The 14,695-nt window shown below is 39.9% G+C and carries 14 protein-coding genes; 6 read left to right on the plus strand and 8 right to left on the minus strand.

Annotation, left to right across the window (positions count from 1 at the left end; all coding sequences use genetic code 11):
* The first annotated feature begins 67 nt into the window (after positions 1-67).
* The gene (locus tag B5X60_RS07010) at positions 68-277 is read left to right on the plus strand and encodes a hypothetical protein (RefSeq protein WP_079701884.1); all 210 of its coding nucleotides are present in this window, start codon (positions 68-70) and stop codon (positions 275-277) included.
* A 66-nt stretch (positions 278-343) separates the two neighbouring features.
* Here the strand turns inward: B5X60_RS07010 and B5X60_RS07015 are convergent, their stop codons facing one another.
* Positions 344-898, minus strand: coding sequence for a hypothetical protein (locus tag B5X60_RS07015; protein ID WP_079702340.1), 555 nt, complete (start codon positions 896-898; stop codon positions 344-346).
* Positions 899-972: 74 nt separating this feature from the next.
* Here B5X60_RS07015 and ung point away from each other — a divergent pair, with 74 nt between their 5' ends.
* Positions 973-1,650, plus strand: coding sequence for a uracil-DNA glycosylase (gene ung / locus B5X60_RS07020; RefSeq protein ID WP_079701885.1), 678 nt, complete (start codon positions 973-975; stop codon positions 1,648-1,650).
* A gap of 58 nt (positions 1,651-1,708) precedes the next feature.
* Here the strand turns inward: ung and B5X60_RS07025 are convergent, their stop codons facing one another.
* The gene (locus tag B5X60_RS07025) at positions 1,709-2,179 is read right to left on the minus strand and encodes an Lrp/AsnC family transcriptional regulator (protein WP_079701886.1); all 471 of its coding nucleotides are present in this window, start codon (positions 2,177-2,179) and stop codon (positions 1,709-1,711) included.
* Positions 2,180-2,314: 135 nt separating this feature from the next.
* Here B5X60_RS07025 and B5X60_RS07030 point away from each other — a divergent pair, with 135 nt between their 5' ends.
* Both B5X60_RS07030 and B5X60_RS07035 read left to right on the plus strand, forming a co-directional pair.
* Positions 2,315-2,971, plus strand: a complete 657-nt coding sequence (locus B5X60_RS07030) for a metal-dependent transcriptional regulator (RefSeq protein WP_079701887.1) — start codon at positions 2,315-2,317, stop codon at positions 2,969-2,971.
* Positions 2,968-4,839: an Nramp family divalent metal transporter gene (locus B5X60_RS07035; protein WP_079701888.1), complete on the plus strand. Its 1,872-nt coding sequence runs from the start codon at positions 2,968-2,970 to the stop codon at positions 4,837-4,839. The genes B5X60_RS07030 and B5X60_RS07035 overlap by 4 nt, the downstream gene beginning before the upstream one ends.
* 17 nt (positions 4,840-4,856) lie before the next feature.
* On the opposite strand, the gene B5X60_RS07040 is transcribed toward B5X60_RS07035, so the two are convergent.
* Positions 4,857-5,312 (minus strand): thioredoxin family protein, encoded by a 456-nt coding sequence (locus tag B5X60_RS07040; RefSeq protein ID WP_170878398.1) that lies wholly within the window; start codon positions 5,310-5,312, stop codon positions 4,857-4,859.
* Between the two features lies 1 nt (position 5,313).
* On the minus strand, positions 5,314-7,593 hold the full coding sequence (locus B5X60_RS07045; protein ID WP_079701890.1) for a TonB-dependent receptor: 2,280 nt from the start codon (positions 7,591-7,593) through the stop codon (positions 5,314-5,316).
* Positions 7,594-7,740: 147 nt separating this feature from the next.
* Between B5X60_RS07045 and smpB the strand changes: the two genes are divergently transcribed.
* The gene (gene smpB / locus B5X60_RS07050) at positions 7,741-8,190 is read left to right on the plus strand and encodes an SsrA-binding protein SmpB (RefSeq protein WP_079701891.1); all 450 of its coding nucleotides are present in this window, start codon (positions 7,741-7,743) and stop codon (positions 8,188-8,190) included.
* Between the two features lie 6 nt (positions 8,191-8,196).
* On the opposite strand, the gene B5X60_RS07055 is transcribed toward smpB, so the two are convergent.
* The 4 genes from B5X60_RS07055 to B5X60_RS07070 form a co-directional block, all read right to left on the minus strand.
* Positions 8,197-8,853, minus strand: a complete 657-nt coding sequence (locus B5X60_RS07055; protein ID WP_079701892.1) for a protein-L-isoaspartate(D-aspartate) O-methyltransferase — start codon at positions 8,851-8,853, stop codon at positions 8,197-8,199.
* A 53-nt stretch (positions 8,854-8,906) separates the two neighbouring features.
* Complete coding sequence (priA, locus tag B5X60_RS07060) at positions 8,907-11,390, minus strand: replication restart helicase PriA (protein ID WP_079701893.1); 2,484 nt, start codon at positions 11,388-11,390, stop codon at positions 8,907-8,909.
* Positions 11,390-11,776, minus strand: a complete 387-nt coding sequence (locus B5X60_RS07065) for a DUF423 domain-containing protein (RefSeq protein ID WP_079701894.1) — start codon at positions 11,774-11,776, stop codon at positions 11,390-11,392. The genes priA and B5X60_RS07065 overlap by 1 nt, the downstream gene beginning before the upstream one ends.
* A gap of 133 nt (positions 11,777-11,909) precedes the next feature.
* The gene (locus tag B5X60_RS07070) at positions 11,910-12,863 is read right to left on the minus strand and encodes a carboxypeptidase-like regulatory domain-containing protein (protein ID WP_079701895.1); all 954 of its coding nucleotides are present in this window, start codon (positions 12,861-12,863) and stop codon (positions 11,910-11,912) included.
* 214 nt (positions 12,864-13,077) lie between these two features.
* Between B5X60_RS07070 and B5X60_RS07075 the strand changes: the two genes are divergently transcribed.
* The gene (locus B5X60_RS07075) at positions 13,078-14,694 is read left to right on the plus strand and encodes a hypothetical protein (protein WP_139377386.1); all 1,617 of its coding nucleotides are present in this window, start codon (positions 13,078-13,080) and stop codon (positions 14,692-14,694) included.
* The last annotated feature ends 1 nt before the right edge of the window (position 14,695 follow it).

A 14,695-nucleotide genomic window follows, 5' to 3' on the forward strand; every position in this document is an offset into this window, starting at 1 on the left:
TAGATAAAGGCCACTTTACTTCCATGAAAATGGCCTTTAGTATTTTTGGAAAGTACAATCATTAGTTATGAAAAACTCAACCATAGAGATCACAGATCAGGAATATCTGATTAAGGTTCCAAGACAAGAATATAATATTTCATTTATCCATCAACTGCTGAGAAGAATACAAGCAGAACAATTTTTTTTCCGCTATAAATCCGAAGAAGAACCGGAAGATTTGCTCAGTCGGAATCTGGATAGGGAATTTAGATTTGACGATTTAAGAGACAAATAAATTGAAAAGGTAGTTGAGGTGAAAACTACGAAGACCATCTATCATGATACTTGGCAATCAGTTGATCTAAAATCTACGAGCGTTCCCCCGCTGCTGCACAACCGTTCTGTCCATTTGCCCCATCTGATCTTTCATCATCTTGATTTGATCTGCTAACAATTTATTCTTATCTGCTTTTTTAGCTTCCTGAAGGTAAAGAGTTGCTTCACGTTTATTACGTTTTGCCATCGCAATTCCTGCCAGGCTTAACTTAGCAAGTGCCAGGTTATGATCCATAGTCATTCCAAGACTAATTGCCCTTTTAAAATACTTTTCAGATTGCAGAGGTGCTTTTCTTGATTCAATAAGTCCAAGTAACAGGTTATAATATCCATGCTGACCCTTGAATAATTCTGTTTCGTAATTGCCAATTTTCCCAAGCCATACACCTGCCTCATCCATCTTATCTTTTCTCAAGTAATATTGAGCAATAAGCATTTTTTCATTGAAAAGAAACGTTACACCGATTAGAATGGCTACAAGGACTAAAAGCACTCCCCATCCCCAATATCCGTAAACCATCAATGTTACTGCGGCCCCAAATACGATGGCTGCTATAATCAATCTTATGAAATTAGGCATTATCTTGTTATCTATTAATTTTGCTGCAAATATCCGTTTATTTAAGCGTTTAACCAATATCTATCTAAGAAATTATGTCTGTAAAACTTGAAGCGAGCTGGATGGAAATTCTGAATGAAGAATTTCAAAAGGACTATATGAAAAACTTGCGCAGCTATCTTCAGTTAGCCAAAACACAAGGCAGAACCATTTATCCATCAGGTAAACTCATTTTTAATGCCTTTGAACATACTCCTTTTAATAAAGTTAAAGTAGTGATACTCGGGCAAGACCCTTACCATGGTCCCAATCAGGCACACGGGCTATCGTTTTCTGTACAAAAAGGTGTTCAGTTCCCGCCATCGCTCCAAAATATCTTCAAAGAATTAATGTCTGAATATAAAGAGTTCAAATATCCTGCACACGGCGACCTTTCACAATGGGCCGACCAGGGTGTATTACTTTTGAACGCCACTTTAACAGTTGAAGCACATAAACCAGGCTCACATCAAAAACAAGGTTGGGAAAATTTTACCGATAAGGTTATCGAGAACCTTTCAGAAAAAAAATCTGGAATAATATTCCTGCTATGGGGGAAATTCGCACAAGCGAAAGCAAATTTGATCAACGATAGTAAACACCATATATTACAGTCAGCCCATCCGTCTCCTTTTTCTGCTCACAATGGGTTTTTTGGCAATAATCATTTTAAGAGAGTAAATGAAATTCTTGAAAAAGAAGGGAAAACTGGGATAAATTGGGAAATAACTTAATGGCGAATTTAATGGCAATGGTAAAAATTGAAGCAATTTCTATTGCTGCGTGCAAATTCTAATATTCAAGCGGCACCGCTGGCTCCTTCTTATTTGTTGACATGATCATCATCGTTTGAAAGGTCTTTACCACAGATATTTTGCTGATTTTATCCATTATAACGCGTTCATAAGATTTGATATCCTTCACATAAACTTTCAGAAGGAAATCACACTGCCCGGTAACATGGTGACATTCTGTAATCTCCTTTATCGCGGCAATTTCTTCAAGAAAAACCTGTATCGTATTGTTCTTATGAAAGTCGAGCTGTATCTGTATAAAAGTCTTTATACCCAGCCCTAAAAGCTCTTCATCAACCAGTGCGTGATAGCTTTTTATATAGCGCGCTTGTTCTAATTTTCTCACCCGCTCTAATGTGGGAGCTGGAGACAACCCAACTTCATGAGATAACTGCAGGTTAGTTATCCGTCCATTTTCCTGAAGAATTTTCAGGATTTTAAAATCTATCTTATCAAGTTCTATAGCCATAGTCAACCAAAAATAGAGTTTTAAACAGTACAACCAAATTTTATTTTTAAAAAGCCTCCAGAAATTGGCATATATTTTTAATTAAAAATTTAGATTAATCTAAATTTTTAATTAGGTTTGTTTAATCCTAAAGCTATGCATTCATTTACTGAAGAAAATTACCTTAAAGCCATATATCATTTAAGTGATGCCAACAACACTGTCGTCAGCACAAACTCTATTGCCGAGGTAACCAACACAAAAGCAGCATCGGTGACTGACATGCTGAAGAAACTGGCAGACAAAAAATTGATCAATTATATAAAATATCAAGGTGTGACCTTGTCAAACACTGGTATTCAAGCCGCGGTCAATATTGTTCGCAAACATAGGTTATGGGAAGTTTTCCTAGTGGAAAAACTTGGGTTTAAATGGGACGAAGTGCATGATATCGCTGAAGAACTAGAACATATCAACTCAGCTTCACTGATTGACAGGCTGGATGACTTTCTCGGAAACCCGGCCGCCGATCCACATGGAGATCCTATACCAGATAGAACAGGGACATTTGTTCATAAAAAGCTTGTGAAAGTTTCCGACCTGAAGGAAGGCCAGACTGGAACCATTTCCGGAGTAAATGAACATTCCTCACTATTTCTTAAACATTTGGAGAAACTGGGTTTAACTCTTGGCACTAAAATCACAATTTCGGACATCATCGAATTTGATGGTTCCATCATGCTAATAGCTGACAAAACTAAAGAAAGAACTATTAGCCGGGAGGTGGCTAAAAATATCCTGGTTATTTTATGAACAAAAACGACGAGTCACTAAGCGAAGTACACGGTTCTGTAGCAACATCCGGTAAAACCGGATGGAGAAAACTAATGGCATTCATCGGACCGGCGTATCTGGTGAGTGTTGGATACATGGATCCTGGCAACTGGGCAACTGATATCGCAGGAGGTAGCCAGTTTGGCTACAAGCTGATCTGGGTCTTGTTGATGTCAAATCTGATCGCACTTTTATTACAATCGTTGAGTGCCCGCCTGGGTATCGTAAGGGGATTAGACCTGGCTCAGGCATCTCGAAATGCTTATCCGAAATATATCAATTTTCCATTATATGTTTTAGCCCAAATCGCGATTATCGCTTGCGATCTTGCAGAAATTATTGGTATGGCAATTGGTTTAAATCTCCTTTTCGGATTACCGTTAATTTGGGGAATCTCAATTACGATCCTTGATACATTTCTACTCCTTTTCTTGATGAACAAAGGAATGAGGATGATGGAAGTCTTCATCGTTTCCATGGTATTTATAGTGGGTATATCATTCTTGACCGAAATGTTCATTGTCAAACCCGTCCTGGGGGAAGTTTTATCGGGATTTAAACCTTCCATTTTATCGGGCAACGCATTATATATCGCTATTGGTATCATCGGAGCGACGGTCATGCCTCATAATCTATATCTGCATTCTTCCCTGGTTCAAACAAGAAAAATTGATCGTACAAGCAAGGGAATCAGAGAAGCCTTGAAATTTAACCTGATTGACACCACAATAGCCCTAAATCTCGCCTTTTTCGTAAATGCTGCAATACTTATCCTCGCTGCAACGGCCTTTTACAAAAATGGGTTGCATGAGGTCGCAGAAATTCAGGATGCATATAAACTACTTGATAATATTTTCGGTTCGCTCGCCCCCACTCTTTTTGCGATTGCTTTGATTGCATCCGGGCAAAGTTCAACCATTACAGGCACACTTGCAGGGCAAATAGTCATGGAGGGCCATTTAAACCTCCGTATTCAGCCATGGATTAGGCGTTTGCTAACGAGATTGCTTGCTATCATCCCTGCGTTCTTTACAATCCTTTATTTCGGAGAAGAAGCTCTTGGCGGACTACTAGTATTGAGCCAGGTCGTTTTAAGCTTGCAGTTGGGTTTTGCGATAATTCCTTTAATACATTTCAATTCCGACAGTGGAAAAATGAACGAGTATGCGATCAAACCCTGGGTGAAAATTCTCGCATGGTTAAGTGCGCTCATCATTGTAGGATTAAACGTGAAGCTGGTTTTTCAGGAAGTTACAGGTTGGATAAGCGGTGGTGAAGATGTATGGCTTGTTTATGTTTTCGTAGTACCTGTCATAATAATCGTCAGCATGCTACTACTGTATGTCATATTCGTACCGTTTTTCAGGAGATACAATCGGGAACATGCTTCGAACGTCCCACATGGAAATGCTTTGGAAATTGGGAACATAGATTCCGTTCACTATGCCAAAATTGGGATTACAGTTGATTTTTCAAAGAAAGACCTCAACACCATAAGGCATGCATTGATCCAGGGTGGAAAAAGCACAGATTATAAGCTTATTCATATTGTAGAAACGGCAGGCGCGCGCTTTCATGGGGAAAAAGTATTGGATCATGAAACACAAAGCGACACTGACAATCTGGAAAAATATAAACTTAATCTCAAGGAACTGGGCTATAACGCTGAAATTGTCATAGGCTATGGTGTCGCGGCAAAGGCAATATCACAGATTGTTAAAACCAATGATCTTGATCTGCTCGTTATGGGAGCTCATGGTCATAAAGGCATCAGCGATCTTATTTTTGGGACTACGGTTGATACTGTCAGACACAATGTGAACATCCCTATCTTGATCATTAAGTAATTGTAATTGCAACTTTTCTAAATTTCCGTAATCTTCTTCAGGGTATAGAGCAGTTCTTGAGGGGACAAATATCCTTCATGCTGATAAATGATCTCACTGTTGCTGTTTAGAATGCATAATGTAGGGTAGGAAATTTTCCCATTCTTGGTGGCCAACTCCCGGGCGAGCTGATTAATACCCGATTTATATTTGAAAGTCCTACCTGCGAATAATATATCGGATCTCTCTTCCGCGTCCAGGAAAACCGTATAGAACTTTGAACTGACTAAAGGTTGCAGCTTTTGATTCCGGAGTAGTGAATTCTGCATGGCGTGACAAAACTTGCACCAGTCGGTCATAATCAGCACTATGACGGGCTTTTGTACGGCACCCTGCAGTTCATCAAGTTCTTCGAATTTCAGAGCTTTACTCTGCCCTATACTTTTGAATGTAAGCAACGTAAAAACTAACGTAATAGCAAGTGTTCTGTACATGTTATTTGATGGTAAGTCTGACGCCAAGGAAGCCGCGTATCCCCTGATTTGGAGCATAAACATAGCCCGGATCAAAGGTCAACGCGTAGGGGTTTGAAGGTGTTCTGATCACGCTGCCGAACGCGTCGGTTTGCACATTTTTGTCAAAAGGGTCGTCACCTCTTGCTATAAGGAAGGGTTCTGATCTTCCCGGCGTCCAGTTAAGCAAATTTTTTATCCCGCCATAGATCTCAACCTTATTCGATCCCGCATATGTAAACTGAATATTTTGCAGGCTCCACACGGGAGATACGCCACTGCGTGGATCCGAATTACCCAAGCGAGGCAATCGCATCGGACCGTAAATATTGCCAGTGTAGTCCAACCCCAACTTTAGCTTAATAATGTGATATGAAATGCCCCAAGTACCTGTCCATCTTTCCGTTAACATCGGCCTCATACCCTGCTGACTAATGTCATTCTTTGAAAAAACATCCAACAGTGATCCACCCGCAATAACTTTCAGCCCATTAGTGAAAACCATATCGAAGTTTGCGCTCAACCCGCGCGAAACCGCATATCCGTTCAGATTGCTGTAAATTATTTGATCAGGGTTGCTTACATAATCTGGAATTATCTGATTATTAAAATGTGTATACCATGCTGAAGCGTCTACATTTATAAAACTACCGCCAGAAAAATAAATTTTCTTAATGAAATTAAGATTGGCATTATAACTCCGTTCGGGCTTCAACTCTTCTGTAACCACCACTTCCCGCGATCCAGTAAGCGCCGCATGTTCTTCTGTAAACAAACTCACAACTCTAAACCCTGTGCCCGCATTAAATCTTAGTATGTTGTTCTCATTAATAATCCATTTATAAGCAAATCGGGGGGTAAAAATGTTTCCGTGTGCCGAGTTGTAGTCATACCTCATCCCCAGTAAAACCTTATGGTTTTCATTCAGAGTAATTTCATCCTGAACAAACGCACCAGGCAACCATACTTTATCTGCGTCATTACTCCCATTGAATTGTGCAGTAGCAGGAGTATTATCATCATACAGCGTATATCGAAGTGCGGTTCCAAATAGAAGATCATGACTTTTAATCTTCTTATCCCAAACCAATTGACCAAACGCAATTTTCTGACGTGCTTTATATAGTGTACTGCCATAAACCGAATTCTGGTCATGGTCATTTAACGAAAATGCGAACGTCATCGATTGCTTGACTGGAAGTTGATAGGAACCCAAAAGTTCCCACCGATTCGTGTAAATGCTCTCAGCATATCGGTCAGACCCACCACGAAAGGACGGGTTCCAGGTGACGTCCCCACCCCATCGGTCTTCATAATTATATCGCGCCGCGAGACTAAACTGGCGATTTTCCTTCCTTGTAAAATTCCACTTCTGAAAAAGCGAAATCCGGTCCTGCTGAGTCACGTCCGTGAAATTATCTTTATTATTATCTATGCGATTACCATACTTAAAGTAGTTGACCCCGGTCAACACTTCCGCCTTTTCCCCTGCTTTGAATTTAAAGCCAAGGTCGGAATTCACTTCCCCCCAGGAGGTGCTAAATACATCCCCTGAAAATGCCGGAGCGTTTTGTGGTTTCCTTGTTATGATATTAATTAAGCCGCCTACCGCCTCCGAGCCATAAAGTGATGAAGCCGGCCCTTTTACAATTTCGACACGTTCAATTAACGCATTTGGTATTCCAGAGAGGCCGTAAACGGATGACAGACCGCTCACAATGGGCATACCGTCAATAAGGATCATTGTATATGGTCCTTCAAGACCGTTGATATGGATGTCGCCTGTATTACAAATATTGCAGTTCAGTTGAGGTCTTACCCCATTTACATTTTGCAGGGCATCAAAAACAGATGGAGTAGGATTTTTTCTAAAAAAAGCCGGACTATAAACTTCAACAGGCACCGGACTAGCTAACCTGCTAACTTCCTTCATCGTACCTGTTACAACTACTTCATTTAATGATGCATTATTTGATGGCACCAGAGTAAAATTCACTTCTGTGCTTTGACCAGATTCGACCACTACGGTTGTGCTATTAGTTTTGTATCCGAGGTAAGAAACCGTAATTACGTGCTTTCCTGCCATTAATCCTTCTATTTTATATTTTCCATCTGAGTCAGTTGATGTGCCATGTTTAGAATTTTGCACCGCAATGGTAGCAAATGCAATTGGCTCTTGGGAGCTTACAAGTCCGTGAACAGATCCAGTTTGCGCAAAACTGCTGGTCGTTATGAATAAAAATAGATAAATATAGAGCCTCATGTAAACAAAGAATCAGACAATCAAAAATATTAAATTAGATTTACAAAAATACTATTTTAGATTAACCTAAAATAATATTTATGGTTTTAAAAATTTAATGAATTTCGCTTATCAGAATTCTTTCTGATATTTGCGTTTTAGAAAGCCATGGGAAGCGGAATAAATATTAAAAATAAAAGAGCACATTTCGAGTATCATATTCTCGAAACTTATACGGCGGGTATGAAACTTCTTGGGACAGAGATTAAATCAATCCGGGAGGGTAAAGCTGATATTAATGATGCATTTTGTGCTTTTTTGGATGGCAATCTATATGTGAGGAATATGCAGATAGCGGAATATTCCCACGGATCTTTTTACAACCACGAAGCTAAACGGGATCGCGCCCTACTTTTAAACAAAAAAGAAATTTCAAAACTACGTACCAAGATCGAAGAAAAAGGATTTACCATTATCCCATTAAAGATATTTACCACGGATCGCGGTTTTGCAAAACTTGAAATTGGCTTAGCCCAGGGCAAGAAAATCTACGATAAACGCGAAACATTGAAGGACCGTGATGCTAAAGTGGAAATGGCCAGGGCGATGAAGCGTTAAATCTCTCTACCAGGCTTGCTCTCCTACCAGGGGCACAAACCTGAACGTATCTAAGACAATCTTTTCATAGTCGTTTTCACTGACTCTTAACACAGTGATCATCTTCTGAGATTTTTCATCTCCCACCGGTATAACCAAAATACCACCCACTGTGAGTTGTTTTAGTAATATCTGGGGCACGAGCGGCGCGCCAGCGGTGACAATTATCTTATCGTAAGGAGCATGCTCATCGATACCTTTAGATCCGTCACCAAAGAAAAATTCAGCTTTATAACCCATATGCGGTAAAACCTGAATTGTGCGGTTATACAAATTTTCCTGACGCTCAATTGTGAAAACTTTCGCACCCAGCTCGAGCAAGATACATGTTTGGTAGCCGGAACCGGTTCCGATTTCCAACACCTTATCCCCCTTCCGTATGTGTAGGAGTTCTGTCTGATAGGCGACAGTATAAGGTTGTGAAATAGTTTGTCCGTTACCTATGGGAAAGGCAATATCTTTGTAAGCTTGTTCCCAGAAAGTCTCGTCAAAAAAATAGTGTCGCGGAACTTTTCCGATCGCTTTTAACACCTTTTCATCACTAATCCCCTTATCTTTCAGTTTTTCAACCAGCTTTTTTCGGGCTCCCCTTTCACGATAATTATCTATTAACTTATGTGCCATTCTACCAGCCAAAAATAGTCTTAAGTTTCAATTATATTAGATCCACTTGAAACTTAGTAAGGGTCCACATCAATTTGTATATATGCTCCCTTATTAGCCGGATCTGCTTCAAATGTTGCAAGAATATCGCGCAAAGCATCTTTGATCTTTTGAATCGAAACCCCTTCCTTTTCGACTTTAATGAGAATGGTCTGTATATAGTAATTTCTGATCCGCCCGATTAAAGGAGCTTCCGGGCCTAATATGCGATCTGCAAATTGTAAACGTAATATTCCAGCCAGCGAAGTTGCAATGTTTAAAAGCTTAGTGAAATCCTTGTGTTTCACATCTAGCTGAATAAGCCTATAAATTGGCGGATAGTGAAAATTTCTACGTTCCAGGATTTCTGTATCAAACATCTCTTCGTAATCATTGCGAACCACCTGGCTAATCACACGATGTGATGTATCGTAGGCCTGTATGATTACCTTTCCCTGCTTGGACCTTCTGCCTGCTCGGCCTGAAACTTGTGAAAGCATTTGAAAGCTGCGTTCAAAGGCCCTAAAATCGGGGTATTTAAGCATACTATCGGCACTAACAATACCGATTGTTGTCACATTGCCAAAATCAAGTCCCTTAGCTACCATTTGTGTACCAACCAGAATGTCTATTCGCCCCTCTTCAAAGTTATTAAGCAATAATTGAAAGCTGTTCCTGGAACGCGTGGAATCAAGATCCATCCGCGCTATCCTGGCGTTTTCAAACAGCAGCTGAAGTTCATCCTCGATTTTCTCAGTTCCGAACCCTTTTTGTTCAATTTTAGTGGATCCGCAGGCAGGACATGCGTTCAAAAGCTCCTGCTTATAGCCGCAGTAATGGCAGTGTAGTTTTGCGCTGCTTTTATGGAACGTCAGGCTCACATCACAATTAATACATTTTGGGGTATAACCACATGTGGTACATAACAAAACAGGTGTGTAACCTCTCCTATTTTGAAATAATATTACTTGCTCTTTTCGAGACAGCGCGCCAGTTATCTCGTTTATCAGCACCGAAGTGAAATGAGACTGCATAGTCTTTCGCTTTGATTCTTCTCCGATACTTACGACTTCGATAAGCGGGGATTGAACTCCTCCAAATCGGCCCTTCAGAGTTACAAAGCCATATTTTTTAATCTTTGCATTGAAGAAACTCTCCAGGCTTGGCGTTGCCGATCCCAGAACAATTTTAGCCTTGTGTAGGTGGGCAAGGTATATGGCGGTATCCCGGGCATGATATCGGGGTGCCGGATCATACTGCTTGTAAGACGACTCATGCTCTTCATCGACTATTATTAATCCCAAGTTTTGAAATGGAAGAAAAATCGATGAGCGGGCTCCCAACACCATTTTGTACTCCCCCTTCAAAACTTTCTGCCAAACTTCAGCTCGTTCCGCGTCATTGAATTTTGAATGGTAAATACCGACCTGGTTTCCAAAATACTCACGCAGCCGTTCAATGACCTGAGTGGTGAGAGCGATTTCCGGTAAAAGGTATAAGGTCTGCCGATCCTCGGAAAGCATTTGCTCTATCAGCCTTATATAGATCTGCGTCTTGCCTGATGAGGTTTCTCCATAAAGCAAAACTACATCTCGTTCCGAAAACGCCTCTTTAACCTGACTTAACGCCTTCTCCTGAGATTCATTAAGTTCAAACTTCATGAAGATTTCAAGTTCCTCACTACTCAATCGGCTGATAACTTTGTTTTCCTGAAAGAAAATCTCCTTTTCAAGCAGCGTTTTTAACACAGCGGCACTGCTTCCGCTGGCTTCGATAAGATCAGATTTTGCAATTTCCTGCTGATACTTTTCCAACTTATAGTATGCCAGCAACAGCTCCAGCTGTTTTGGGGCTCTTTCCAAAACTTCAAAAAGAGCTTTGCGGTTTGCTGAGTCGTTATAAAAAGGATTCAGGATAATGAAGGCCTTTCTACGGGGTTTAAATTTCTCACTAATCTCCTCCGAAATTAAGACGATTCCTTTTTCAAATAACGCGCGAAGTAACGGGAAAACAGTCTTTTGACCCAATAGCTTGCTAATGTCGCTAACTCTTAGTTCTGAATGTATTTCCAGGGCATCAAGGATAAGGAATTCCTTATCTGACAAATTCCTCCTTTCGAATTCTGCTGATTGATTAAGTGTTATCTTAGTCTCACTCGCCAGCTTCAATGCCGCCGGCAATGCTGCCTGCATTACCTCGCCGAGATGACAGAGATAATAATCTGACATCCATTTCCATAAGGAAAGTTGAAAATGGTTAACTATCGGTTCCTCATCCAGAACATCAATAATATACTTTGCTTCGTAAAGACCTGGCGGCTTATCAGAAATATTATAAATAATTGCCGTGTATATTTTGCTTTTCCCGAATTGAACTACGACACGTTTTCCAATGTCAACCGATTTATCGATATCGTACGGCACCCTATAAGTATAGGTTTTTGAAATAGCCAGCGGTAGAATAACTTCCACGAAGATTGTCTTCCGCGCGGTATCTTGCGTTTCATGAAACTCAAGCATTATTTATTCTTAATAGTAGCTACAAGAAGACATCCCCAACCAATAATGAAAAACAAACCGCCAATCGGGGTTAGTGGACCAAGAATGTTAACCGAAGCAATACCTAATACATCCTTTGCGGATATGAGATAGAGTGATCCTGAAAAAAGCAATATGCCTAATGTAAAGAACCAGGAGGCAGTGTTGATCGCACGGCTTTTAAACCTTGAAAAAGTAGAGAGGAAAAGCATTGCCAATGTATGGTAAAATTGATATTGAACAGCAGTCTGCCAGGTTTCTAATTGCTCGGCACTGATGAGTTTTTTTAAACCATGAGCACCGAATGCTCCCAATATTACAGCAAGAATTCCGAAAACCGTAGCAATAACAATTATCCGTTTGTTCATATCGATGGTTTAGATCGTTAAAATTACCCTTCCTTGATCTAGGATGCAAATCTCATCCTTATTTGTTAACTGAGTTGAAGGTATATGACAAAGAAAGGACCATGGTTATTGATCAAGCGGACCTTCTGACCACTTAATACTCGAAAGGCAACAGATCACCGACGCGCTGTGAAGCCATTGCTCCACTCCAGACTAATTCATTAGCGTCGTAATATCCATTCTTATCGATGTAACTTAGAGCAAGCCGGTTTTGAGCGTACAAAGTGGATTCAATTCCCTTCCTCACTATTCTTATTTTAAATGGGATGCGAAGATATTTTGCCCCGTCTTTAGATACTATCAAATCATTTGCGAAAATCCTTCTTCCGCTCGGTTCATAAATTCGGAAATTATTTTTCTCGAGTGTATTATTCCAGACACACCTTATGAAATACATTCTGGATGCTAAGTATGTATCTCTTCTGTTATTGCCAATGAATAGCGAATCATCTGCATTGTCCTTTACATTTTGTTCAAATTTCCCTCTTCCATTCAAAGCCGTTGTCCCTTTTACTACTACGAATTTGTCGAGGAAATAATTCACTCTGTAACCAAGATCGCGGTTATAAACGATCAGAGGCTGTACGGAAATGGCTTCGAGGGACTTCTTATTTCGATCATATCGAAATACCAGGTCGTCTTCATTCTCAATAGTGCAATTTAATGCCGCCGGTGAAGTACCTAAAAACTCCATCTTGAATATACTTAATTTCTCCGCATATGACATTCCGTCATCAGTGATTATAACTTCGCCCAACCGATATGTTTTGGGTTCCAGTTTTACTTCTAATGTAGGCCTATATCCAGTAACGCTTAACGATGAATATCCAACACAACTTACAATAATCGGAACCTGATTACTCACACCTGTATTCAACGAAAAATAGCCGCTGCTGTCGGAAATAGCTGTACGAAAGGAGCCTTCAATATAGATGCTAGCCCGGGGGATAGGAATATTTGTGCTGGCTTCAAGTATTCTACCTGAAATTACCTGCGCAAAACTTTGCTCCGAAATTAGAATCAATAAAACGAGAACCCAATGCTTCATCTCTTAAAGTTAAATTTTTGAGCAGAAAACTTCAACATGAAGTTCAAGAACAACCACTGGAATTACTTTCGCCGCGAGACGAGTTAAAAAGGTACCTTCAATCGCGAAAGCATGAACTTACATCTTACAGTTCTTTCGCTTTAGCTTAAAACTGTAATTTTGTACAAGCACCCAAATGATACCGGGATATTACCCTAGGAAGCAATTTAGCCAAATGAAAATAATTCTTGGAATTACATCCGTATTACTACTTGCTGTATTTTCCGTAGCGTATTTGTACTTTTCCAATTTGACAGGTGACAGCAGAAGCAATGATAAGACCCTGGCAGCCATCCCTTCCGATGCATCGATGGTATTTAATTTTTCAAACGATCAGAGTTTATACGAGATCTTTAAAGATTACACCGTTTTTGATGCTCTAACAGGAAAGAAGAAAAAGGAACAGCTTTCATGGCTCAAATCACTTCTTCTAAACAACCGTGACTTCTACAATTCTACACAAGGGCGAAGGATATTTTTGTCCTTCCACCCGATGTCAAGCGATAGCCTGCAATTTTTATGGGTAATGCCATTAAAGGAAGATCTTGAATTAGCTGACATTGCCGAAGTGATCGCCAATCAAAATGGGAATCAAGTGAAGACGATAACTGATTCCCAACAGGAGCTGATCGAAATAAAAAACAATGTGACCAATGATAGTTTTTACATCGGATTAATCGGCAGAATCGCCAGGGCTAGTTTCTCAAAGCCCTTGCTCCTGTCTAGTCTTGATAAAAATAGCAAAAAGATAAGTAAAGAATATATTAACGAGATTAATGACGCACTGTTAAAGGATGATGACGCACTTGCCAGTCTTTTTATTAATCATGGGGAACCTGGGTTTATGCAACCCATTTTCAAACAAAAACCTAATGGTAACTTTGGTCTCTTTAGCAGCTTTCCCGCATATTCAAATCTTAACTTAAATTACAAGAGCGATGCCCTGATGTTCAATGGCATCACTCGCATTACAGAAAAACATGACGGCTACCTTAATTTATTCCTGAATCAGCAACCGGTAAAGAACACCATCAAAAAAATCCTGCCTTATAACATGTCGAATGCCATATGCTACGGCATAACCAGTTACGGTGATTATAGCACAGACCTAAAGCGCCTTTTCGGGATCAGAAAAGAACTTCCAGGCTTGGATGCACAGATCCAGCAAATAACTGCCGAGACTGGAATTAATACGGAGCGTGATATTAAAAAACTATGGGGAAACGAATTCACTAACATCCAGCTTTCAACATTCGAAAATCTTGGTGTAATCAGGGTATCCAACGGTCGCCAATTGCAATTCTATTTAGATCCGCTTAGCACAAATTATTCAGATGATATAAAAAAACTGAATTATGAGAATCTCTTTTACTATTATTTCGGAGATCCGTTAAAAAAATACAGCAAACCGTACTATGCAATAACCGACAACCTTATCATAATTTCGAACTCACCCGGAACAGTTCAGAGATTTTTGAATGATTACAGAAGTGACAGATTGCTCTATGAATCTGAAGCTTTCTCACACTTTGATCAACTCGTTGCAGATCAAAGTAACATATCCTTTATATTACTTTCAAAGAACTCAAACGCTCTTTTTAGGAACTTGCTAAAAAAGAATTATTCCCGAATTATTGATAGCAAAGATTATGGTTTTAGGAATTTCTATGGATTCTCCTACCAGCTAACAAGCAACACAAAACATTTCTTTACAAATTTCTACCTTGGCTACGAAGAAAAAGCAGCACTTTCTACTGATTCACTCGTATATAATGAGGATAATATTCCTTAAT

It is taken from the genome of Daejeonella lutea (assembly GCF_900168015.1).
Lineage (GTDB): Bacteria > Bacteroidota > Bacteroidia > Sphingobacteriales > Sphingobacteriaceae > Daejeonella > Daejeonella lutea.

Coding starts and splice junctions, on each gene's coding strand:
- B5X60_RS07010 (WP_079701884.1), top strand. CDS start 68: ATGAAAAACTCAACCATAGAGATCACAGATCAGGAATATCTGATTAAG.
- B5X60_RS07015 (WP_079702340.1), bottom strand. CDS start 898: ATGCCTAATTTCATAAGATTGATTATAGCAGCCATCGTATTTGGGGCC.
- ung (WP_079701885.1), top strand. CDS start 973: ATGTCTGTAAAACTTGAAGCGAGCTGGATGGAAATTCTGAATGAAGAA.
- B5X60_RS07025 (WP_079701886.1), bottom strand. CDS start 2,179: ATGGCTATAGAACTTGATAAGATAGATTTTAAAATCCTGAAAATTCTT.
- B5X60_RS07030 (WP_079701887.1), top strand. CDS start 2,315: ATGCATTCATTTACTGAAGAAAATTACCTTAAAGCCATATATCATTTA.
- B5X60_RS07035 (WP_079701888.1), top strand. CDS start 2,968: ATGAACAAAAACGACGAGTCACTAAGCGAAGTACACGGTTCTGTAGCA.
- B5X60_RS07040 (WP_170878398.1), bottom strand. CDS start 5,312: ATGTACAGAACACTTGCTATTACGTTAGTTTTTACGTTGCTTACATTC.
- B5X60_RS07045 (WP_079701890.1), bottom strand. CDS start 7,593: ATGAGGCTCTATATTTATCTATTTTTATTCATAACGACCAGCAGTTTT.
- smpB (WP_079701891.1), top strand. CDS start 7,741: ATGGGAAGCGGAATAAATATTAAAAATAAAAGAGCACATTTCGAGTAT.
- B5X60_RS07055 (WP_079701892.1), bottom strand. CDS start 8,853: ATGGCACATAAGTTAATAGATAATTATCGTGAAAGGGGAGCCCGAAAA.
- priA (WP_079701893.1), bottom strand. CDS start 11,390: ATGCTTGAGTTTCATGAAACGCAAGATACCGCGCGGAAGACAATCTTC.
- B5X60_RS07065 (WP_079701894.1), bottom strand. CDS start 11,776: ATGAACAAACGGATAATTGTTATTGCTACGGTTTTCGGAATTCTTGCT.
- B5X60_RS07070 (WP_079701895.1), bottom strand. CDS start 12,863: ATGAAGCATTGGGTTCTCGTTTTATTGATTCTAATTTCGGAGCAAAGT.
- B5X60_RS07075 (WP_139377386.1), top strand. CDS start 13,078: ATGAAAATAATTCTTGGAATTACATCCGTATTACTACTTGCTGTATTT.